The organism is Streptomyces sp. NPDC033216 (genome assembly GCF_055577115.1).
In genome coordinates, this window is the sequence record NZ_JBVIQK010000004.1 from 444,941 (window position 1) to 464,904 (window position 19,964).

A 19,964-nucleotide genomic window follows, 5' to 3' on the forward strand; every position below is an offset into this window, starting at 1 on the left:
GAGGCGCAAGAACCACCAGAGACACAGCACCGAAGGAGAGGAACCGCATGAGTGACCGCATCACCGTCGAGGAACTGTCCGAACTGATGAAGAAGTCCGCGGGCGTCACCGTCGCCCCGGACGACCTCCAGCGTCAGTACGACGTCGGCTTCGACGCCCTCGGCATCGACTCGCTCGGCCTGCTCGGCATCGTGGGCGAGCTGGAGAACCGCTACGGCACGCCGATGCCCCCGGACGCGGAGCGCAGCAAGACGCCCCGGCAGTTCCTCGACCAAGTCAACAGTGCTCTCCTGGCAGGGGCGTGAGATGTCCGGACACACCGAGAACGAGATCGTCATCGCCGCTCCGTTGGACCTGGTCTGGGACATGACCAACGACGTGGCGAACTGGCCGCAGTTGTTCAGCGAGTACGCGTCGGCAGAGATCCTGCGGCAGGAGGGCGAGAAGACCACTTTCCGGCTCACCATGCACCCGGACGAGAACGGCAAGGTGTGGAGCTGGGTCTCCGAGCGTGAGACGGACCGCGGCACGCTCACCGTGCGGGCCCGCCGCGTCGAGACCGGACCGTTCGCCTACATGAACATCCGGTGGCGGTACGAGGAGGTCCCGCAGGGCACCCGGATGGTGTGGACGCAGGACTTCGAGATGAAGCCCGAGGCCCCGGTGGACGACGCCTGGATGACGGACAACATCAACCGGAACTCCAAGGTCCAGATGGCCCTGATCCGGGATCGCATCGAGCAGGCGGCCACAGAGCACCGGCCTGTGCCGAGCCTGGCCGACTGAGCCGGACGGAGGACAGGATGACGCACCAGGCCCTGATCGTCGCCCGGATGGCCCCGGGGTCCGCCCCGGACATCGCGAAGCTGTTCGCGGAGTCGGACCGCGGGGAGCTGCCGCACCTCGTGGGAGTCTCCCGGCGCAGCCTCTTCCAGTTCGACGACGTGTACCTGCATCTCATCGAGTCGGAGCAGGACCCGGGACCCGCCATCGCCAAGGTGGCCGGGCACCCCGAGTTCCGTGACATCAGTGAGCGGCTGACCGCGTACGTCAGCGCGTACGACCCCGCGACCTGGCGTTCGCCGAAGGACGCGATGGCGCACTGCTTCTACCGCTGGGAGCGGGACTCCACGGCGTGAGACGCCGGTGTCCACCGGTGGCCGGGTACGCGCTCGTCGCGGGCCCGGCCACCGGTGGTACGCCAGTTGTCACGCGGGCACGGTGCAGTCGAACGCGTGCAGGTAGGGGTTGACCGGACGGATGTCGTCGATGACCAGGCCCGCCCCGGTGAGCCGGCTCACCATGCTCTCGGTGGTGTGCTTGGCGCCGCCCACGTTCAGCAGCAGCAGCAGGTCCATCGCGGTGCTGAAGCGCATCGAGGGCGAGTCGTCGACGAGGTTCTCGATGACGACGACCCGGGCGCCGGGCCCACCCGCCGCCATGACGTTGCGCAGCGTCCTGGCGGTGCTGTCGTCGTCCCACTCCAGGATGTTCTTGATGACGTACACATCGGCCTGGACGGGGATCGCCTCGCGGCAGTCGCCGGGCACGATGCGCATCCGGTCCGCGAGGGCGCCGCCCGGCCGCAGCCGCGGGTCGGCGTTCTCCACCACACGGGGCAGGTCGAGCAGCGTCCCGCGCAGGGTCGGGTACTTCTCCAGCAGGCTCGCCACCACGTGCCCCTGGCCGCCTCCGACGTCGGCGACCGAGGCGCTTCCCGACAGGTCGAGGAGCTGCGCGACGTCCCGTGCGGACTGTGCGCTGGACGTCGTCATGGCCCGGTTGAAGACGAGGGCGGATTCGGGCGCGTCCTCGTTGAGGTAGGTGAAGAACTCCTTGCCGTACAGGTCCTCGACGACGTTGTGGCCGGTGCGCACGGCCTCGTCGAGCAGGGGCCAGGCGTCCCAGGTCCACGGCTCGGTGCACCACAGGGTGATGTAGCGCAGGCTGTGCGGGTCGTCCTCGCGCAGCAGGCGGGACATCTCCGTGTGCGCGAAGGTCCCGTCGCCCTTCTCGGCGAAGACGCCGTAGCAGGACATGGCCCGCAACAGCCGTCGCAGCGGCTTGGCTTCGGTCTTCACCGCGGCCGCGAGGTCCTCGACGGCCATGGGGCTGTCGCCGAGGGCGTCGGCGACGCCCAGCCGGGCCGTCGCGCGCAGGGCGGCGGCACAGGCCGCCCCGAACACCAGCTCCCGCAGCCGCATGGACGGCGCCGGAGCAGTTTCTGCGGTCGTCATGTGCCGCCTTTCCTCGTTCGTCGTGTTCACGGGTGGCTACGGCCGGTCAGCACAGACCCGCGGGCCTGGACACCTGGCAGGTGTTGGCCTCGAAGGTGTTGGCCCTGGCGGTCTCCTGGTCGACGAGGTCGGCCGGGGAGTTGCCGCTCAGTTCGTTGTCGCTGATCCGGTTCCGCTCACTGGTCGTGCCGACGAAGCTCTTGAACAGCACGATGCCGCCCGACAGCGGGGACTCGCCGGCGTTGTCCCGGATGACGTTCCGCGTGATCAGGGTGTCCTCGGTGCCGGTCAGGACGATGCCGGAGCCCTGGAGGGCGTCCAGCCGCGCGGTCTTCGGACAGGACTTGTTGTTGCGCACGATGCGGTTCTCGGCGACGGTCACCTGGCCCGCCCTGGGCTTGTTCTCGTCGCCGACGACGAACACTCCCGCACAGTTGCCGGTGAGGTGGTTGTCGGCGACGGTGAGGTTGCGCAGCCGGCGGACGGTGACGCCGATCCGGTTGCCCTCCAGCCGGTTGCGCTCGACGAGGGTGCCGTCGGTGTCGGTGGCGCCCTGCTCGGCGCTGATGGTGTTGGCCAGGAAGAGGCCGGCGTCGCCGTTGTCCCGGGCGGTGTTGCCGCGGAACACACCGCGCACCGAAGCCTCCTGGGCGATGCCCCACACGCCGTTCTTCACCGCGGTCACCCTGCGCACGGTCAGCCGGTCGGTGGCGGCCGCGTAGACGCCGCTGCGGGTGAAGCCGGTGACGGTCAGCGAGGCGAGGGTGACGTCCTCGACCTTGCGGTCCTTCGTCCCGACCACGCAGATGCCGTTGCCGCCCGCGGCGCAGGTGCCGGCGGCGGCCTTGTCGGCGGTCGGCCGGATCACCACGCCGCGGCCCACGCCGCGCAGGGTCAGTCCGGGCGTGGTCACCGTGACGCTCTCCCGGTAGGTACCCGGGGTGATCAGCACGGTGTCGCCGGACGCGGCGGCGTCCACCGCCTTCTGGATCGACTGTCCCGCGTGGACCACGTGGGTCATATGGCCGGCGGAGGCCGGAGCGGCGCCGAGGCCCGCCCCCACGACCGCTGTGGCGCACGCGAGATACACGAAATGGTATTTCTTCATATTCCGGACAATATGCTCGCAGCGTCGGCGGCCCGGCGGTATGGGCCGTACGGCGGCGTGTTGCGCGGGGCCGACCGCGCACCGCCCGGACTCCCCCGCCTCCCCCGGCCTTCCGGCCGGCGGGCCGCCACCGGCGCCCCGCGTTACTCTGCCCGGATATGACCGTTCGGCCCGTTCCTGGAGGTGGTCATGGCCTCGCGCCTCAACCCGTACATCAGCTTCGGCGGCAATGCCCGGCAGGCGATGGAGTTCTACAAGGACGTCTTCGGCGGCACCCTGGCCCTCAACACCTACGGTGAGTCGGGACAGCAGGGCACGCCGGAGGCCGACCAGATCATGCACGGCATGCTGGAGACGCCGAGCGGATTCACCCTGATGGGCGCGGACGCCCCGCCCGGCATGAAGGTCACGCCGGGCGACAACTTCTCCGTCAGCCTCAGCGGTGACGACGACGCGGAGCTGCGGGGCTACTGGGAGAAGCTGTCCGCCGGTGGCTCCGTGGCCGTCCCGCTGGAGAGACAGATGTGGGGCGACGTGTTCGGCATGTGCACCGACCGCTTCGGCGTCCCCTGGATGGTGAACATCAGCGAGCCTGAGAGCTGACCCGAGCGGCCCGGCGCCGTCGTCCCCGGCCTCGGCCGGACCCGACGTAGCGTGGCCCGAACAGCGGGGCTGGGGCCCACGACGGTCGACTCGATGGTGGCGCGATGTGTTGGAGTGCGACGGCCGACCTGGTGGCGGGCGCCGGGGTGACCGCCGTCGGGGTGGCCTGTGTGACGCGGGTGCGCGGTGTGCGGGACCTGCCGCTCGCCGCGCTGCCGCTCCTGCTCGGGGCCCATCAGGTCGTCGAGGCGATGGTCTGGGACTCGGGTGGCGGCGGCGGACCCGCCACCGTCGTCTGGGCCGTCGTCGCACTGCCGTTGCTGGCGGTGTGGGTGCCCGCGGGAGTGTGGTGCGCCGCCCCGCATCCCGCCCGCCGCCGGCTGGGCCTCGTTCTCGCGGTCGGCGTCGCGACCGCCGCGGGGCTCGCGTACGGACTGGCCGTCGGCCCCGTCACGGCCGAGATCCGGGGACACACCATCGGCTATGTGACCGACCTGTCCCATCCCGTTCCGCTTGTCGCGGGCTATCTCCTGGCCACGGTGGGTTCCCTGCTGCTGTCCGGCGACCGGCGGCTGCTGGTGCTGGGGATCTTCGCCGCCGTGGGCGCGCTGGTCTGCTGGACGCTGTGGCGGCTGGAGTTCGTCTCCACGTGGTGCGCCTTCGCGGCGGTGTGCTCGGTGCTCCTGCTCGGCTGGGTCCGTGCCCGGCCGGACCCCCGGTGAGCGCGGACCCGGCAGCCCGCGGGTCCGGGCACTCGTCTCCTCGAACCCCGCACGCCCGCACAGCGGTTCGCCGCAGACCGGCCGCGTAGGATAGGGCCCTGCGGGCGGGTCGGCGGGCAGCGCCGGGGAGGGGGAACAGCATCGTTCCTGCCCTGGCGGCCGGACCCCCTGCGCCACGTGTGCCATACTCGGCGCCGCTTATAGCAAGATCTGACCGGGGGGGTCCACCTGCACGCCATAGCCTTGGACGCCCCCTACCTGGACACGGACGCGGAACAGCTCTGCTTCTCGCTGGACCTGGACGAGCGGCCGGCCCTCGCCGAGCGCGCGACGACCGTGGGCGGGATCGACGTCCGCCTGCGGCTGCTGGGTGCCTCGCACCAGGTCTTCGCCGGCCCCGTGAGGGAGACCGTCGCGTGCCTGCTGGGATCCGTGAAGGGTCTGCCGACGACGTACACCCGCCGACTGCCGGGCTGGAGCTACGACTTCACGGCCGGGACCGACCGACTGGGCCCCGCGGACTTCAGCGACCGGGTGTCGGGGATCCGCCGTCAGGTCGCCGACACCCCCGACAGCCTGTGCGGGGTCTTCCCCGGTTCGCCGGAGGCGCTGACCGCCGTCGTCGTCGAGGCCGCCGACGGAGCGCCCGGCGGCGGAGGGCTGGTCTGGCGCACCTGGCACACCTACCCGCAGCACGGCCAGATCGTATCGACGTACACACGGCTGGAGGCCCGATGAAGAGCGCCCGACTCGTCCGCGCGGCGGTGGCGGCCGTGCTGGCCGTGGCCCTGCTCGCCGCCTGCTCCTCCGACGGCAACGACGGGGTGCCTCGCGGCTGGATACGCGACAAGTACACCGAGAGCGGCGCGGACTGGGTCGTCGGCGGCAAGAGCCCGACGCAGGTGGCCGACGCCATCCACAACCACCGCGCGGCCCTCGACCGCGCGTCCGGCGACAGCACGGAGTTCCTGCGCTACGGCGACGACATGGTCACCGTGTCGCCGTACCGGAGCGGCAGCCGGATCGAGATCGAGGACTACCGCAACGGGTACCACCGGCACAGCCGGCACCTGACGTACTGGCCCAACCCGGACAGTGCCAGCTTCCGCGGCGGCGGCCCCGGCGAAGGCAAGTGACACCCGGCCGACCGGCCCGACGCGTGACTCACCACCAGACCCTGACGACGCCGTCAAGAAAGGCAGCACAGTGACCGAGATCTTCGAGTCGACGGGCCAGGCCCTGCTCTACGGAGTCGTGGGCCTCGCCGTGATGACCGTCGGCTTCATCGCCCTCGACCTCGTCACGCCCGGCAAGCTGTTCCACGTGGTCTGGGTGGACCGCAACCGGGGTGCGGCCGTCCTGCTCGGCAGCCAGTCGATCGCCGTGGGCTTCGTCATCATGGAGGCCATCCAGGCCAGCGAGTCCGAAGAGGGCCTCGGCTACGGCCTGTTGAGCACACTCCTCTACGGTCTCGCCGGGGTGCTGGTGATGACGCTGGTCGGCGCCGTGATCGGCCACGTCACGCCGGGCCAGATGGGCGCGGTCGCCCTCGACGACGGCAGCGACGGCCGTCCGCACCCGGCCGCCTGGGTGCAGGCCGGGATGTACCTCGGGACCGCCTTCATGGTCGGCGCGGCACTGTCATAAGCACCGCCCCCGTGAGCACGACCGCACTTCAGGGCCGCGGCAGCGCGGCATCCTCCCGCCCCCCGGCCGTCCGGCACACCCGGGGGGCGCGTTTCCTCCTGCTGCTCGCCGTCTTCCTCTGCGCCGCCTGCGGCCTCGTCTACGAGCTGGCCCTCACCGCGCTGGGCAGCTACCTCATCGGCAACTCCGTGCTCCAGACCTCCGTGGTCATCTCCGTGATGGTCTTCGCGATGGGTCTCGGCTCGCTCGCCGCCAAACCGCTGCGTCGCCGCGCCGTCGGCGCGTTCGCGCTCGTCGAGGGCGCGCTCGCGCTGGTGGGCGGGCTTTCCGTGCTGGTGCTGTACGCGGCGTTCGCCTGGCTCCAGCTGTACACCCCGGCGATGATCGTCATCACGCTGGTGGTCGGACTCCTGATCGGGGCCGAGATACCGCTGCTGATGACGCTGCTGCAACGGATCCGGCGGCAGGAGGCGGGCAGCGCCGTCGCCGACATGTTCGCGGTCGACTACATAGGGGCGCTGGTCGGCGGGCTGTGCTTCCCGCTGCTGCTGCTGCCGACGTTCGGACAGCTGCGGGGCGCGCTGGTGGTCGGCGCCGTGAACGCGGTGGCCGGCGTCATCGTGGTCCTGTTCATCTTCCGTCGGCAGACCCGGCGCTTCGTCCAGGTCGGTCTCCTCGCCGGCGTGACGGCGGTACTGGCCGTGCTCGGTACGGCCTATGTGCTGGCGGACGACCTGGAGGTCACCGCACGCCAGCAGATGTACCAGGACCCGATCGTGCACGCCGAGACGACGCCGTACCAGGAGATCGTCGTGACCCGCTCCACCGCCTTCACCGGCGGTGCCGACACGCGTCTCTTCCTCAACGGTGACCTCCAGTTCAGCTCTGTCGACGAGTACCGCTACCACGAGTCGCTCGTCCACCCCGCGCTGTCCGGACGACGCGGCGAGGTGCTGATCCTGGGTGGCGGTGACGGGCTGGCCCTGCGTGAGGTCCTGCGCTACGACGACGTGCGGCAGGTGACGCTCGTCGAGCTGGACCCGGCGATGACGCAGCTGGCCCGTGACTTCGCGCCCCTGCGCGAACTGAACGGCGGGGCGCTCGCCGACCCGAGGGTGCGGGTGGTCAACGCCGACGCCTTCAACTGGCTGCGCGGTGCCCGCCAGCGGTACGACGCGGTGATCATCGACTTCCCGGACCCGGACACGGCGGCGCTGGCGAAGCTGTACTCGGTGGAGTTCTACACCCTGCTCGGCCAGGTCCTCACGCCACGGAGCCAGGTCATGGTGCAGAGCGGGTCGCCGTTCTTCGCGCCGAGGACGTTCTGGTCGATCGCGGCCACCGTCGAGGCGGCCGGGTACACGACGACGGAGTTCCAGATCGACGTGCCGAGCTTCGGAAACTGGGGATTCGTCCTGGCCACCCGCGGCGGCACCACTCCCCCGCCGCTGCGACTGGCCCCGGACGCCCCCCGCCTGCGCTACCTCGACGACTCGGTCCTGAAGGCGGCCACCGTCTTCCCCGTCGACCGCCGCCGCCAGGACGTGAGGCCGAGCACGCTGATGGAGCCGACGGTGCTGGAGTACGTGCTCAACGAGTGGAAGAACTACTGAGCCCGCTCGGGCGCCACCGGATCGGGCCGGCTGCGCCGGGGCGGTAGCGAGGGGCCGGTCCGCGGGGCCGGCACGGCAGGTCGATGGGGGTCGGCGACGTCAGCCGATGAGGTCGGCGACGAGGACGGCGAACTCGTCGGGAGTGGCCAGGCGCACGCCGAGGGACTCCGCCTTGACGCGCTTGGAGCCGGCGCCCTCCCCGGCGACGACCAGGCTGGTCCTCCGGGAGACGCTGGAGGAGGAGCGGCCGCCGGCGCGTTCCACGAGTTCGTTCATCTCGTTGCGGCTGAGCTTCTCCAGCGGGCCCGTCATCGCGCCGGTGACGACCACCGTCATCCCGGAAAGCGGCCCTCCGGCCGGCGCGGTGGAGTCGGTGGTCTCGGCGGCGTCCAGGGTGCCGTCGGTCCCGGTGGCAGCCGGGGCGGGCGGGGTGACGCCCGGCTCGGTCATGTTGACGCCGACCGCGGCGAGCCTGTCGATGAGCGGGCCGAGTGCGGCGAGTTCCGCCACGATCGACGGGGCCTTCTCGGTGCCGACGCCCTCCACCCGCTGGATCGTTTCCGCGTCGGCGGCGCGCAGGTGGTCCATGGTGGCGAAGTGGCGGGCGATACGGCGGGACATGGAGCGTCCGGTACCGCGCACACCGAGCGCGCACAGCACCCGCGCCAGCGGCCGGCCCTTGGCCCTGTCGAGCGCGGCGAGGAGGTTGTCGGTGCTGGTCTCGCCCATCCGGTCCAGGCCGAGGAGCTGCTCACGGGTGAGGGTGAACAGGTCGGCGAGGTCGGCGACCAGGCCCGCCTCGACGAGCTGCACGACGCGGGTGTGACCGAGACCCTCGATGTCGAGCTGGTCGCGCCCGGCGGCGTAGGAGAGGGAGGCGACGAGGTGGCAGTTGCGGCCGTTCTCGCAGCGCCAGCGCTGCTCGCTCGTGTCGATGGCCGATCCGCAGCGCGGGCACGCCTCGGGGAAGACGACCGGCTGTTCCTCGCCCGTGCGCAGATGGGCGACGGGCGCCTCGACGCGGGGAATGACGTCACCGGCCCGGTGCACCATCACGTGGTCGCCCAGGCGCAGGTCGCGGCGGGTGATGTCGGCCGGGTTGTGGAGGGTGGCGTAGGTGATGGTGGAGCCGTCGATCTCGACCGGGGCGAGGACGGCGCGGGGCGCGATGATGCCGGTGCGGCCCACGTTCCACTCCACCTCCAGCAGGCGGGTGATCTTCTCGACGGCAGGCAGCTTGTAGGCGATCGCCCAGCGCGGGGCCCTCGAACCCGATCCGGCGGCCTGCTGATCGGCGGCCAGGTCGGCCTTCACGACGATCCCGTCGATGCCGAAGGGCAGTTCCGGCCGCAGGGCGGCGATCTCCCGCACCCGGGCCAGGACGTCCTCCACGCTGGACGCGGTGACACCCGGCACGGAGGTCGTGGCGGTCGTGTTCACGCCGAGCACCGCGGCGCGGGCCATCAGGTCGCTGTGTGCGGCCTCGCCGAGGGCGGTGGCGAGACCGGGCTCGGTGTCGGCGAGGGGCAGCAGGCCGTAACCGAAGAAGGTCATCGGCACGGTGTAGGCGCGGTCCTTGGCGCGCAGGGTGCCCGCGGCGGCGTTGCGCGGGTTGGCGAACGGCTGGCCGCCGTGCGCGGTGCGGACCTCGTTGGCGTGCTCGAACTGGGCGGTGGTCATCAGGACTTCACCACGCACCTCCACGGTGACCGGCTCGGCCAGCTGCTCGGGCAGGCCCTCGACGGTGCCCGCGGCGTGCGTGACGTCCTCGCCTGCCGTCCCGTCGCCCCGCGTGATCAGCCGCGTCAGGCGGCCCCGGCTGTAACGGGCCGCGATCGCCAGGCCGTCCAGCTTCGGCTCGACGCTGTACCGCTCGCTCTCGTGGCCGATGCGCCGGGCCAGTGAGGCGGCCCAGGCGGTGAACTCCTCGGGCGAGAACACGTTGTCGAGGCTGAGCATCGCGATGGTGTGCGGGACGTCTCCCTCCACCGCGCCGCCCGCCACCTTGCCCGTCGGCGAGTCGGGCAGCACCTGGTCGGGACAGGCGGCCTCCCAGGCGGCGATGCCCCGCACCAGCCGGTCGTAGGCGTCGTCGTCCAGCACCGAGGTGCCCCCGGTGTAGTAGGCGGCGGACGCCTTCACGGCGTCCTCGACCGCCTGCGCGTAGGCGGCGGCATCCACGATCTGTGCGGCTGGTGTCGTCATGCCCGCCATACTGCCTCCCACCACTGACAATGCCTTTCGGGCGGGGGCGACACCGGAGGCCCCGTCGTCCGTTCGGGCAGCCGGGGCGGGTCGCCGGGGACGACCGTGCGGCGCGGGCCGTCAGAGTGCCGGGGTGCCGCCGGACCGGTCGACCGCCCGTCCTATGACCGCCCGTCCTGTGACCGCCCGTCCTGTGACCGTCCGCCCTCGCGGGGTTCGGTTCGTCCGGGGTGAGAGCGGATCCGAGGTGGGGGCGGCCGAGCACCGGGGGCCGGCCGAGCACCGGCCGGTCGGGGACCGGGTACGCTGCGGCAGCGTCCGTCGTACGGTCAACGCCTTGGACGGTCAGCGGCCCGTCCCGCACGTACGCGGGGGACGGGCTTGTCCCCCGTGCGCCACCGGCCGTCCGACGCGTCCCACCCCTCCAAGAATGTTTTATATTCAACTATGACTCGACGGATCTTCATCGACAAGCAGAGCCCCAGGGCCTACCACGCACTCCTGGAGACCTCCGAGGCCGTGCGCGCGACCGCGGCCGAGGCGGGCCTGGAGCGCACCGTCGTGGAACTGGTCAATCTGCGGGTCTCGCAGCTCAACGGCTGCGCCTTCTGCCTCGACCTGCACACCAAGGCGGCCCTGCGCGCCGGCGAGTCGTCCCGGCGGCTCGGTGTGCTCGCCGCCTGGCGGGACACCGGACTGTTCAGCCCGCTGGAGCGCGCGGCCCTGGCGCTGGCGGAGGCGACCACCTTCCCGGCCGACGCCGCCACGCAGGAGGCCGCGTACGCAGACGCCCGGCAGGCCCTCACGGAAGACCAGATCGCGGCGGTGATCTGGGTGGCGGTCACGATCAACGCCTTCAACCGGGTGTCCGTGATGAGCAAGCACCCGGTGCGCTGACCGGGATCGGCCGGCGCCGGTGCGTCAGCGCAGGGCCATGAGCGCCGGTTCCACGGCGCGGTGGAACGTCGGATACGTGTAGATCATGTGCTGGAGCGTCGCCACCGGAACCTCCGCGTGCACGGCGACGTTCAGGCCGTACAGCAGCTCCCCGCCGGCCGGTCCCGCCGAGGTCGCGCCGACGAGGACGCCCCGGTCGGCGTCCTCGACCAGTTTGAGGAAGCCCTCGCCGCCGGGGCCGTGGATCCACCCTCGGGTGGAGGAGGACAGCGGCACGAGGGCCGTACGGATCCGCAGTCCCCGCTCCCGCGCCTGCCGCTCTGTCAGGCCCACGGCGGCGATCTCCGGGTCGGTGAACGTCACGCGGGGCAGCGCCCGGTAGTCCGCCTGCGGGCCCGGCTGCTCCAGGACGTCCCGGGCGGCGATCTGCGCCTGGTAAAGGGAGACATGGGTGAAGGCTCCGCGGCCGGTGATGTCGCCGACCGCCCACAGCCCGTCCGCCGCCCGCATCCGGCCGTCCGTCGGTACCGCGCGGGCCCGCGGGTCGAGCCCGACGCTGTCCACGCCGAGCGCGCGGAGGTCGGCGTACCGCCCGGTGGCGACGAGCAGCCGCTCGCCCCGCAGCAGCTCGCCCGCGCCGATGTCGACGCTGAACTCCCTTCCGTCGTGTCTGACTTCGCGTGCGCGGGCGCCGGTCAGGATCGTCACTCCGTCGGCCCGCAGGGCATCGGCGGCCGCCTCACCGGCCTCCGGATCCTCCTGACCCAGCAACCGCTCCTGACCCTCGACGAGGGTGACCCGGCAGGCGAACCGGGCGAATACCTGGGCCAGTTCGACCCCGACGGCGCCCCCGCCGAGGACGATCATCGACGCGGGCAGCACCCTGGCGGCCATCGCGTCCCGGTTGGTCCAGTACGGCGTGCCCGCCAGACCCGTCACCGGAGGGATCCGGGGCCGGCCGCCCGTCGCGAGCACGACGCCGCGGCGGGCCGCGAAGGTGCGGTCGCCGACCGTCACCCGGCGCGGTCCCGCGAGGCGCCCCACGCCCCGGACCAGGCGGCCGCCCTTGCCCTCGAGCCGGTCCGCGGCGACCTGGTCGTTCCAGTCGTCGGTGGCCTCGCGGCTGATGCGATCGGCGACCAGCGCCCAGTCCGGCGTCACCGAAGCCGCCCCGGCGAGGGCGGGGACGCGCCGCGCCTCGGCCAGCGTGTTGGCGGCCCGGATCATCATCTTGCTCGGCACACAGCCCCAGTACGGGCATTCCCCGCCGACGAGTTCCGCCTCGATGCCGACGACCTCGAGCCCCGCCTCGGCGACCGTGCCCGCGACATGCTCGCCGCCGGGTCCCAGACCGACGACGACCACGTCCACCTGCTCGTCCATGCCCCGCGTCCTCCCTTTCGCACGTACGGCCGCCGTACCGGCCGCAGGCCACCGAGGCTAGGGCGGGCTGCGCATCCGAGGTGCCCCTGAGCGCACGGGCGTCGGCCCATCAGCGCACGGCCGCCCACCGCGGCGGCGCGGTGCGCTCAGGGACGCGTGCGCGTGCGCCGACGGACAAGTCGCCCGCACCCGGCCCGCCTAGCGTCGCCGCGTACGTTCGACACCGCAGCGCAGGAGGCACCCTTGAGCACCGATCCGCATCCCCTGAGCAGCCAGCCGTGGCTGCACCAGAAGGGCGAGGTCATCCAGGAGTTCGGAACCGTCAAGCAGTTCCCGCTGGGCCTGTCCCACGACGCGCGCATGTACTCCTGCCAGCGTCTGAACAGGATCCTCGCGGACACGCAGATCCTCTACGGCCTCTACAAGAAGCACCACTGGTTGTTGCGCGGCGCGACCTTCTACCAGCTGCATCTGCTGCTGGACAAGCACGCGGACGAGCAACTGGTCCTCGTCGACACCCTCGCCGAGCGGGTGCAGACCCTGGGCGGGGTCGCGGTGGGCGACACCCGGCACGTCGCGGAGATCACCTCGATCCCGCGTCCCCCGGACGGCGTGGAGGAGGTCCCGGCGATGCTGTCGCGGCTGCTGGCGGCCCACGAGACGATCCTGACCGACGCCCACGACGCGGCCTCCCGTACCGCCGAAATGGGCGACGACGGCACCAACGACCTCCTGGTCTCCCAGGTGATCCGCACCGGCGAACTCCAGGCCTGGTTCCTCGCCGAGCACTTGGTGGACACACCTCTCGTGCGTTCATGAACCTGGTCGCGGCATCGGCCGGGACCGCGGGACGTCCTTGACGAACACCCTGCCGTCAAGGGTCCGCCAGGAGTGCCGGGCCGGGCGGGCGCAGCCCAGGTACGGCGACGCGAGGGGCGGTACGCGTGTCACCGGGACCGGCGGCCGCCGTGCTTGCATACGGTGGTGACCCCCGCGCCCGCCGAAAACCCGACCCTCTGCGTCCGGCCCCGTGTGCGGGCCGACCTGGACGACTGCGTCAGCGCGCTCGCGCTGACGCACGCGCACAGCCGGTACCCGGTCAACTGGCCCGCCGTGCCCGCAGCCTGGCTCACCCCGCCGACCCTCCTGGCGGCCTGGGTGGCCGAACGGGACGGCCGGATCCTCGGACACGTCGCACTGTGCCGGGGCGAGGACGGCGATCCCGCACCGGCGTTGTGGGCGGCGCGCGGGAGCGGAGTGCCGGCGGTCTGTGTCAACCGGCTTTTCGTCGCGCCCGAGGCGCGCGGGCTGGGCGCCGGAGCGGCTCTCACGGAGCGGGCCGTCGAGGAGGCCCGCTCCCTCGGAAAGCACGCCGTGCTCGATGTGGTGGCCACAGACCCGGCCGCGGCCTTCTACGCCCGGTCCGGCTGGCAGGACCTCGGACTCGTGAACCAGAGGTGGGGGCCCGACCAGGTGGTTTCCCTGCGCTGCTATGCGGCGCCGGGACCCGCGGCGCGGACCTTGTAGCACGGAACCGGGCACCGCAGGAGCCGGGACGAGGAGAAGGCACCCGGATCCGCGCCTTTCCTCACCCGTTCTCGTGGTGTTCACGCTCACCCTGCCGCGCCACCCCCCGGTCCCCGTGGGAAAGTTGCCGCCCACACCACACGGGGGGGCATGTGACACCTGGTCAAGAGCGGTCCCGTACGCGCAAAGCGGCGCTGACGCTTCTGACGGCACTGGGCACGTTGGCCGGCGCGGCCCTGACGGGGGTGACACCGGCCGGCGCGGCGACGGGGTCGGGGGCGGGCACCACCATCGCGTCCGGCGTGGTGTACCGGCAGTACGACCTCGAGGCGGCGGCCGGCGTGACGCACGCGCACGTGCTCGGGGTCGACCTGACCGACGCCCACGTACACCTGGGCCTGTTGTATCCGGGGAAGGTCGCGTCCCGCGCCACCCTCAGCCGGCAAGCCACCGCCCAGAACGCCGTCGCCGGCATCAACGGCGACTTCTTCAACGTCATCGAGACGCAGCATCCGGGCGTCACCGCGACCGGCGCGAGCGTGGGCCCCGCCATCGCCGACGGCAAGGTGCTCAAGGCCGCCGTTCCGACGGGACAGCGGTTCGGCCCCGAACTGCCGCCCGGCACGGACACCGACGACGTGCTCGGGGTGGCCGGTGACGGGCGGGCCCGGCTGGACAGCCTGGCCCTCGACGGCACGGTCTCCACCCTCGGTCGGCGGTTGCCGCTGCGCGGCCTCAACCAGTACGCGCTCCCGGAGGACGCCATCGGCGCGTACAACTCCGACTGGGGCGGCGTCTCACGGGCGCGGGCCACCTGTGGCACCGACAGCGAACGGGCCGCGCCGTGCAGCACCAGCACCTACGAGGTGACGGTGAAGGCGGGCCGGGTGGTGTCGGCCTCGGAGAGGCCGGGCAGCGGCGCCATCGCGGCGGACACGACGGTGCTCGTCGGCCGGGAGGCGGGCGCGCGGCACCTGCGGAAGCTGGCCGAGGGGCAGCGGGTGGCGGTGCGGTACGGCCTCGCGGCCGCTTCGCGGCGCGCCTACCGCTTCGCCGTCGGCGGACATCCGGTGCTCATCGGCGGGCATCCGTTGACAGGCCTGGACACCCGGACCTCGGCGGTACGCACCGCGGTGGGGATCGCGGACGGTGGACGGCGTGTGCTGCTGTTCGCGGTCGACGGCGCGCCCGCGTACCGCGAGGGCCTGACGGTCGCCGAGGTCGCGGCCGCCCTCAAGAGCCTGGGGGCGACCGAGGGCTTCAGCCTGGACGGCGGCGGCTCCTCGACCCTGGTGGCTCGCGCGCCGGGCGCGACCAGGGTGTCGGTGCGCAACCATCCCTCCGGCGGGGTGGAGCGTGCCGTGCCGAACGGCATCGGGGTGTTCACCAGGTGAACCGTCCGCGCGGGGTCCGTTCGGCCGGTGACCGCGCAGGGCCTCACGGCCGCAGGCTGCTGACGATGTCGGCGGTCGCCGTGAGGCCACTGTGAATGGTGGGGGCCATGCTCGTGCCGGCCAGGAAGAAGCCGAGCAGCAGGCAGACCAGCGCGTGCGAGACCTTCAGTCCGCCGTTGCGCAGGAAGATCACCGCCAGGATCAGCAGCAACAGCACCACGGAAATGGAAACGGCCACGTCAACCTCCTCCGCCACGTCCGCTTTCGCGGCATTCGGCCGCAAGTGTGGCGTAGCGGAGGCTTCGTCCGTGCGGCTGGCCTGTCCGCCGAACGAGTGGTTCACGAATCGGCCGGGCGTTCGGTGGCGGTCACGCCGTCCCGCGGGCGTCGAGGAAGGCCTCCAGGCCGGAAAGATCGTCGGTGTTGAGGTAGTCGACACCGGCGTCGAGCAGTTCACCCCAGAGCGCGTCCCGAGCGGGGCCGGCCAGGTCGGGCGTGGCCCAGAAGCGCACCTTCTGCCGGCGGTCGTGGGCGGCCCGGACAAGGGCGCGCAGCCTCTGCCGCTCCGCGTCGGGGAAGGCACCGACGCCGAGCCAGGTGAAGTTGAGCGTCCAGTTGTCGCTGATCAGGGCGGCGAAGGAGGCGTCGGTGCTGCCGAGGTCGGCGAGGCGGCCGTCGTAGAAGGCGCGCCGCACGGTCTGTGCCGTCATCGGCGCCCGGGCCGCGCGGTCACCGGAGATGACGACGGTGACCGGGCCGCGGCGCACCCGGCCGTGGTCGTAGGTGGTGAACAGGTGCTGGTAGCGGCGCAGTCGGCGGTCGAGTTCGAGGTAGGTCGACGAGCCCTCGGTCTTGATGTCGATGAGCAGTTGCAGCGGGGTGCGCGAACCACGGTGAACCACCCCGTGGTTCGCCGCGACGCGGGCGGCGAGCGGGGCGAGATAGAGGGATTCCAAGGTGCGGGCCGGGTCGAGGTCGGCCGGGTCGTGGGCGACGAGAAGTTGGCCGTCGACGAGGAAGATGTCGGCCTCGACGCTGCCGAAGCGGTGGTCGAGGGCGTCGAACAGGGGGCGGGGGTGCTCGTAGTCGTTGTGGGCGTGCGCGTGCCACAACGGACGTGGGCGGTACCGGTGTTCGTCGGCGAAGGCACTGCCGGCGGGCGACGCCAGCACTGCCGTGAGGACGGCTCCGAACGTGGTGAGGGCTCTGCGACGAGTGGTGAGGGCCATGCTCTGCCTCCCTGTGGGACGGTCCGAACCACAGGGAGTATGAGCCCGGCGGAGCCGCGATGAACCTGTACATGCCAGGAGTTGGCCGGACCGCCCTCGTCTGTTCACTCCTTCCGCGCGGGCGCACGAAGAAGCCCGCCCCAGGTGGGGCGGGCTTCACCGGTGGATCGTCAGGGGGCTTGCAGGTCGACGAGTTCGGCCAGGGCTCCACGGTGCGAACCCGCCGTGCCGTAGGCGATCGAGTCGGCCTTCGCACGCTTCAGGTACAGGTGGGCCGGGTGCTCCCAGGTCATCCCGAGGCCGCCGTGCAACTGGACCGCCTCCTCGGCGGCCCGGACGGCGACGGACGCCGCGTACGCCTGGGCCACGGCGACGGCCACGTCGACGTCCTCGCCGGTCGCGAGCGCGTCCGCCGCGCCCCGGGCCGCCGCCCGCAGATTGACGACCTCCAGCCACAGCTGGGCGAGCCGGTGCTTGAGCGCCTGGAAGCCGCCGACGGGCCGGTTGAACTGCTTGCGGTCCTTCAGATAGCGCACGGTCTCGGTCAACGCCCATTCGGCGACGCCGAGTTGCTCCGAGGCCAGCAGCCCGGCTCCGGTGCGCAGGGCCCGCCGCACGGTGGGCGCGGCGTCCCCGAGCCGACGGCCCGGTGCCGCGGCGAGGGTGACCGTGGCGAGCGGCCGGGTCAGGTCGAGGGACACCTGCGGAGTGACGGTCACGGCGGCGGCGTCGACCGCGTACAACCCGCCGTCGTCCGCGGGGACGAGCAGCAGGCCGGCGAAGGCCGCGTCGGCGATGCCGGTCAACTCCCCGTGCAGCGCGCCGTTCTCCAGCCGTACGGACGGGAAGGCCGCGCCCGGCGCGGTGTGCAGCCCGACGGCGAGCACGGCGACCGCCGTGGTTTGTGCCAACCGGCCGAGCAGATCGTCGGCGCGGCAGGCCAGCAGCGCCTCGGTGGCGACGACCGCGCTCGTGAGGTACGGGACGGGGGCGACCGCGCGCCCCAGTTCCTCCAGGACGACGGCTGCCTCCCGGTGGGTGGCGCCCTGGCCGCCCAGTTCCTCGGGCACCAGCAGCCCCGCGAGGCCCATCTTGTCGGTGAGCGTCTTCCACAGCCGGAGGTCGTGCGGAGCGTCCGACTCGGTGCGGGCGATCACGCCTGCCGCGTCGCAGTGGTCGCCGAGCAGGTCACGGACCGCGGCGCGGAGCGCCTCTTCCTCCTCGGTGTAGAGAAGATCTGTCATCGGGCCAGGTCCTTCCAGGCGACGTCCTTGTCGGTGCGCGGCTCGGTGGGCAGGCCCAGGACGCGCTCGGCGACGATGTTCAGCAGGACCTCGGTGGTCCCGCCCTCGATGCTGTTGCCCTTGGAACGCAGGTAGCGGTAGCCCGCCTCGCGGCCGGTGAAGTCGACGAGTTCGGGCCGGCGCATGGTCCAGTCGTCGTACAGCAGGCCCTCCTCGCCGAGGAGTTCGACCTCCAGGCCGCTGATCTCCTGGTTGAGGCGGGCGAAGGCGAGCTTCATGCCGGCGCCCTCGGGTCCGGGCTGGCCGGCGACGAGCTGCTGACGCAACCGCTCGGCGGTGAGCCGGGAGACCTCGGCCTCCACCCACAGCTTCAGCAGCCGCTGGTGCAGATCGTGCGTGCGCAGTCCGGGGCGCTCGCGCCAGGTTCTGGCGGCGGGGCCGATCATGCCGCCCTCGCGGGGCAGCCGCATGCCGCCGATGGCGACCCGCTCGTTGTTCAGCGTGGTCTGCGCGACCCGCCAGCCGTCGCCGACCTCGCCGAGGCGGTGTGCGTCGGGGATGCGGACGCCGGTGAGGAAGACCTCGTTGAACTCGGCCTCGCCGGTGATCTGCCGCAGCGGCCGGACCTCGACGCCGGGGTCGGTCATGTCGCAGACGAAGTACGTGATGCCGCGGTGCTTGGGCACGTCCGGGTCGGTGCGGGCGATGAGGATGGCCCAGCGGGCGACGTGGGCGCTGGACGTCCACACCTTCTGTCCGTCGACGATCCAGCCCTCGCCCTCCCGGACGGCCCGGGTGCCGAGGGCGGCCAGGTCCGAGCCGGCACCGGGCTCACTGAACAGCTGACACCAGACCTCCTCACCGGTCCACAGGGGCCGCAGGAAGCGCCGCTTCTGCTCGTCGGTGCCGTACTGGAGGATCGTCGGCGCGGCCATGCCGAGGCCGATGCCGATGCGCCGCGGGTCGTTGTCGGGCGCGCCCGCGGCCTCCAGTGCGGCGTCCACGACGGCCTGGAGGGAGCGCGGCGCGCCGAGTCCGCCGAGTCCCTCGGGGTAGTGCACCCAGGCGAGACCGGCGTCGAAGCGGGCCTTGAGGAAGTCGAGCCGGTCGGTGCCGGCCGGCGGGTGCGCGGCCAGCAGCTCGGAGGTGCGGCGGCGGAGTTCGGCTGCGTCGGTCATACGGCGGCTCCGTTCTGCGGTACGACGGCGACCCGGCCGGTGGTCACACCGTCGGCGACCCGCTGGACGGCGGCGGCGGCCCCGTCCAGCGGCACGCGCTCGCTCACCAGCGGCTTGATCGCGCCACGGGCGGCCAGGCCGGTGAGCTGCTCGTGGCAGTGCTGGACCAGCTTCGGGTTCCTGGTGTTGTACAGGCCCCAGTGCAGGCCGAGGATGGAGTAGTTCTTCACCAGGGCGTGGTTGAGCGAGGGGCTGGGGATCGTCCCGCTCGCGAAGCCGACGACGACGATCCGGCCCTCGAAGGCGACGGCCTTGGCGGACTGGGCGTAGGCCTCACCACCGACCGGGTCGTAGATCACGTCGGCGCCCCGGCCGCCGGTGGCCCCCTTGACAGCGGCGATCACGTCCTCGGCGCTCCGGTCGATCACCACGTCGCAGCCCACCTCGCGGGCGACGGCCGCCTTCTCGGGACCGCCGACGACGCCGATGACGGTGGCCCCGGCCGCCTTGCCGAGCTGGACGGCGGCGCTGCCGACGCCGCCCGCCGCGGCGTGCACGAGGAGCGTCTCACCGGCCTCCAGGCCGGCCCGGCGGTGCAGGCCGAACCAGCCCGTCTGGTAGCCGATGTGGAGCGCGGCGGCCTCGGCGTCGTCCAGCGAGTCCGGGGCGGGCAGCACAGCGGCGGCGTCCGCGACGGCGTACTCGGCGAAACCGCCGTGGGGAAGCGCGGGGTTGGCGATGACGCGGCGGCCGTCCTCGGTCTCGCCGCAGATCTCCACGCCCGGCGTGAACGGCAGGGGCGGCCGGACCTGGTAGTGGCCGCGGACCATGAGCGCGTCCGGGAAGTTGATGTTCGCGGCGCGCACCCTGAGCAGGATCCGGCCGTCGCCGGGCGTGGGCCGCTCCACGTCCGTCAGCCGCATCACCTCGCTCGGCTCGCCGTTCTCGTGCACCTGCCATGCCTGCATGCGGAGCCT

At 72.3% G+C, this 19,964-nt stretch carries 22 protein-coding genes; 13 read left to right on the top strand and 9 right to left on the bottom strand.

The window, feature by feature from the left end:
• Positions 1-47: 47 nt before the first annotated feature.
• From ACZ5Y0_RS11450 to ACZ5Y0_RS11460, 3 genes are read left to right on the top strand one after another with little or no spacing between them, the layout of a single operon-like run.
• Positions 48-305, top strand: a complete 258-nt coding sequence (locus tag ACZ5Y0_RS11450) for an acyl carrier protein (RefSeq protein WP_469128408.1) — start codon at positions 48-50, stop codon at positions 303-305.
• Between the two features lies 1 nt (position 306).
• Entirely contained in the window at positions 307-786 is a 480-nt protein-coding gene (locus ACZ5Y0_RS11455; RefSeq protein ID WP_469128409.1) for an SRPBCC family protein, read from the top strand.
• Positions 787-803: 17 nt separating this feature from the next.
• A complete protein-coding gene (locus ACZ5Y0_RS11460) occupies positions 804-1,139 on the top strand; it encodes a TcmI family type II polyketide cyclase (protein ID WP_356562995.1) in 336 nt (111 codons plus the stop codon).
• A gap of 69 nt (positions 1,140-1,208) precedes the next feature.
• Here ACZ5Y0_RS11460 and ACZ5Y0_RS11465 read toward each other — a convergent pair whose 3' ends face one another.
• Together ACZ5Y0_RS11465 and ACZ5Y0_RS11470 are read right to left on the bottom strand one after the other, a co-directional pair.
• Entirely contained in the window at positions 1,209-2,237 is a 1,029-nt protein-coding gene (locus tag ACZ5Y0_RS11465; protein ID WP_469128410.1) for a methyltransferase, read from the bottom strand.
• Between the two features lie 46 nt (positions 2,238-2,283).
• Positions 2,284-3,345, bottom strand: coding sequence for a right-handed parallel beta-helix repeat-containing protein (locus ACZ5Y0_RS11470; protein WP_469128411.1), 1,062 nt, complete (start codon positions 3,343-3,345; stop codon positions 2,284-2,286).
• A gap of 189 nt (positions 3,346-3,534) precedes the next feature.
• Between ACZ5Y0_RS11470 and ACZ5Y0_RS11475 the strand changes: the two genes are divergently transcribed.
• From ACZ5Y0_RS11475 to ACZ5Y0_RS11500, 6 genes are all read left to right on the top strand, one after another.
• Positions 3,535-3,948 carry a VOC family protein gene (locus ACZ5Y0_RS11475; RefSeq protein ID WP_469128412.1) on the top strand — a complete coding sequence of 138 codons (414 nt, stop codon included), beginning with the start codon at positions 3,535-3,537 and terminating at the stop codon, positions 3,946-3,948.
• A gap of 104 nt (positions 3,949-4,052) precedes the next feature.
• Positions 4,053-4,670: a DUF6629 family protein gene (locus tag ACZ5Y0_RS11480; RefSeq protein ID WP_469128413.1), complete on the top strand. Its 618-nt coding sequence runs from the start codon at positions 4,053-4,055 to the stop codon at positions 4,668-4,670.
• Positions 4,671-4,913: 243 nt separating this feature from the next.
• Positions 4,914-5,408: a DUF2617 family protein gene (locus tag ACZ5Y0_RS11485; RefSeq protein ID WP_469128414.1), complete on the top strand. Its 495-nt coding sequence runs from the start codon at positions 4,914-4,916 to the stop codon at positions 5,406-5,408.
• On the top strand, positions 5,405-5,806 hold the full coding sequence (locus ACZ5Y0_RS11490) for a DUF4247 domain-containing protein (protein WP_469128415.1): 402 nt from the start codon (positions 5,405-5,407) through the stop codon (positions 5,804-5,806). The genes ACZ5Y0_RS11485 and ACZ5Y0_RS11490 overlap by 4 nt, the downstream gene beginning before the upstream one ends.
• A 70-nt stretch (positions 5,807-5,876) precedes the next feature.
• Positions 5,877-6,317 carry a DUF350 domain-containing protein gene (locus ACZ5Y0_RS11495; RefSeq protein ID WP_467516504.1) on the top strand — a complete coding sequence of 147 codons (441 nt, stop codon included), beginning with the start codon at positions 5,877-5,879 and terminating at the stop codon, positions 6,315-6,317.
• A gap of 11 nt (positions 6,318-6,328) precedes the next feature.
• The gene (locus ACZ5Y0_RS11500) at positions 6,329-7,930 is read left to right on the top strand and encodes a polyamine aminopropyltransferase (protein WP_469128416.1); all 1,602 of its coding nucleotides are present in this window, start codon (positions 6,329-6,331) and stop codon (positions 7,928-7,930) included.
• A 99-nt stretch (positions 7,931-8,029) separates the two neighbouring features.
• On the opposite strand, the gene ligA is transcribed toward ACZ5Y0_RS11500, so the two are convergent.
• A complete protein-coding gene (gene ligA / locus ACZ5Y0_RS11505) occupies positions 8,030-10,135 on the bottom strand; it encodes an NAD-dependent DNA ligase LigA (RefSeq protein WP_469128417.1) in 2,106 nt (701 codons plus the stop codon).
• 447 nt (positions 10,136-10,582) lie between these two features.
• Between ligA and ACZ5Y0_RS11510 the strand changes: the two genes are divergently transcribed.
• On the top strand, positions 10,583-11,032 hold the full coding sequence (locus ACZ5Y0_RS11510; protein WP_469128418.1) for a carboxymuconolactone decarboxylase family protein: 450 nt from the start codon (positions 10,583-10,585) through the stop codon (positions 11,030-11,032).
• A gap of 24 nt (positions 11,033-11,056) precedes the next feature.
• Here the strand turns inward: ACZ5Y0_RS11510 and ACZ5Y0_RS11515 are convergent, their stop codons facing one another.
• Positions 11,057-12,415, bottom strand: a complete 1,359-nt coding sequence (locus tag ACZ5Y0_RS11515) for a dihydrolipoyl dehydrogenase family protein (RefSeq protein WP_469128419.1) — start codon at positions 12,413-12,415, stop codon at positions 11,057-11,059.
• A 243-nt stretch (positions 12,416-12,658) separates the two neighbouring features.
• Between ACZ5Y0_RS11515 and ACZ5Y0_RS11520 the strand changes: the two genes are divergently transcribed.
• From ACZ5Y0_RS11520 to ACZ5Y0_RS11530, 3 genes are all read left to right on the top strand, one after another.
• Positions 12,659-13,234, top strand: a complete 576-nt coding sequence (locus ACZ5Y0_RS11520) for a Dps family protein (protein WP_469128420.1) — start codon at positions 12,659-12,661, stop codon at positions 13,232-13,234.
• A gap of 165 nt (positions 13,235-13,399) precedes the next feature.
• Positions 13,400-13,942 (top strand): GNAT family N-acetyltransferase, encoded by a 543-nt coding sequence (locus ACZ5Y0_RS11525; protein WP_469128421.1) that lies wholly within the window; start codon positions 13,400-13,402, stop codon positions 13,940-13,942.
• 152 nt (positions 13,943-14,094) lie between these two features.
• The gene (locus tag ACZ5Y0_RS11530) at positions 14,095-15,336 is read left to right on the top strand and encodes a phosphodiester glycosidase family protein (protein ID WP_469128422.1); all 1,242 of its coding nucleotides are present in this window, start codon (positions 14,095-14,097) and stop codon (positions 15,334-15,336) included.
• A 43-nt stretch (positions 15,337-15,379) separates the two neighbouring features.
• Here the strand turns inward: ACZ5Y0_RS11530 and ACZ5Y0_RS11535 are convergent, their stop codons facing one another.
• The 5 genes from ACZ5Y0_RS11535 to ACZ5Y0_RS11555 form a co-directional block, all read right to left on the bottom strand.
• A complete protein-coding gene (locus ACZ5Y0_RS11535) occupies positions 15,380-15,574 on the bottom strand; it encodes a hypothetical protein (protein WP_383249126.1) in 195 nt (64 codons plus the stop codon).
• A 130-nt stretch (positions 15,575-15,704) separates the two neighbouring features.
• Positions 15,705-16,565 carry a phosphatidylinositol-specific phospholipase C/glycerophosphodiester phosphodiesterase family protein gene (locus ACZ5Y0_RS11540; protein ID WP_469128423.1) on the bottom strand — a complete coding sequence of 287 codons (861 nt, stop codon included), beginning with the start codon at positions 16,563-16,565 and terminating at the stop codon, positions 15,705-15,707.
• A 170-nt stretch (positions 16,566-16,735) separates the two neighbouring features.
• Positions 16,736-17,809 (bottom strand): acyl-CoA dehydrogenase family protein, encoded by a 1,074-nt coding sequence (locus ACZ5Y0_RS11545; protein WP_469128424.1) that lies wholly within the window; start codon positions 17,807-17,809, stop codon positions 16,736-16,738.
• The gene (locus tag ACZ5Y0_RS11550; RefSeq protein WP_469128425.1) at positions 17,806-18,987 is read right to left on the bottom strand and encodes an acyl-CoA dehydrogenase family protein; all 1,182 of its coding nucleotides are present in this window, start codon (positions 18,985-18,987) and stop codon (positions 17,806-17,808) included. Before ACZ5Y0_RS11550 ends, ACZ5Y0_RS11545 begins: the two co-directional genes overlap by 4 nt.
• A complete protein-coding gene (locus ACZ5Y0_RS11555) occupies positions 18,984-19,955 on the bottom strand; it encodes an NADPH:quinone oxidoreductase family protein (protein ID WP_469128426.1) in 972 nt (323 codons plus the stop codon). Before ACZ5Y0_RS11555 ends, ACZ5Y0_RS11550 begins: the two co-directional genes overlap by 4 nt.
• Positions 19,956-19,964 lie beyond the last annotated feature (9 nt).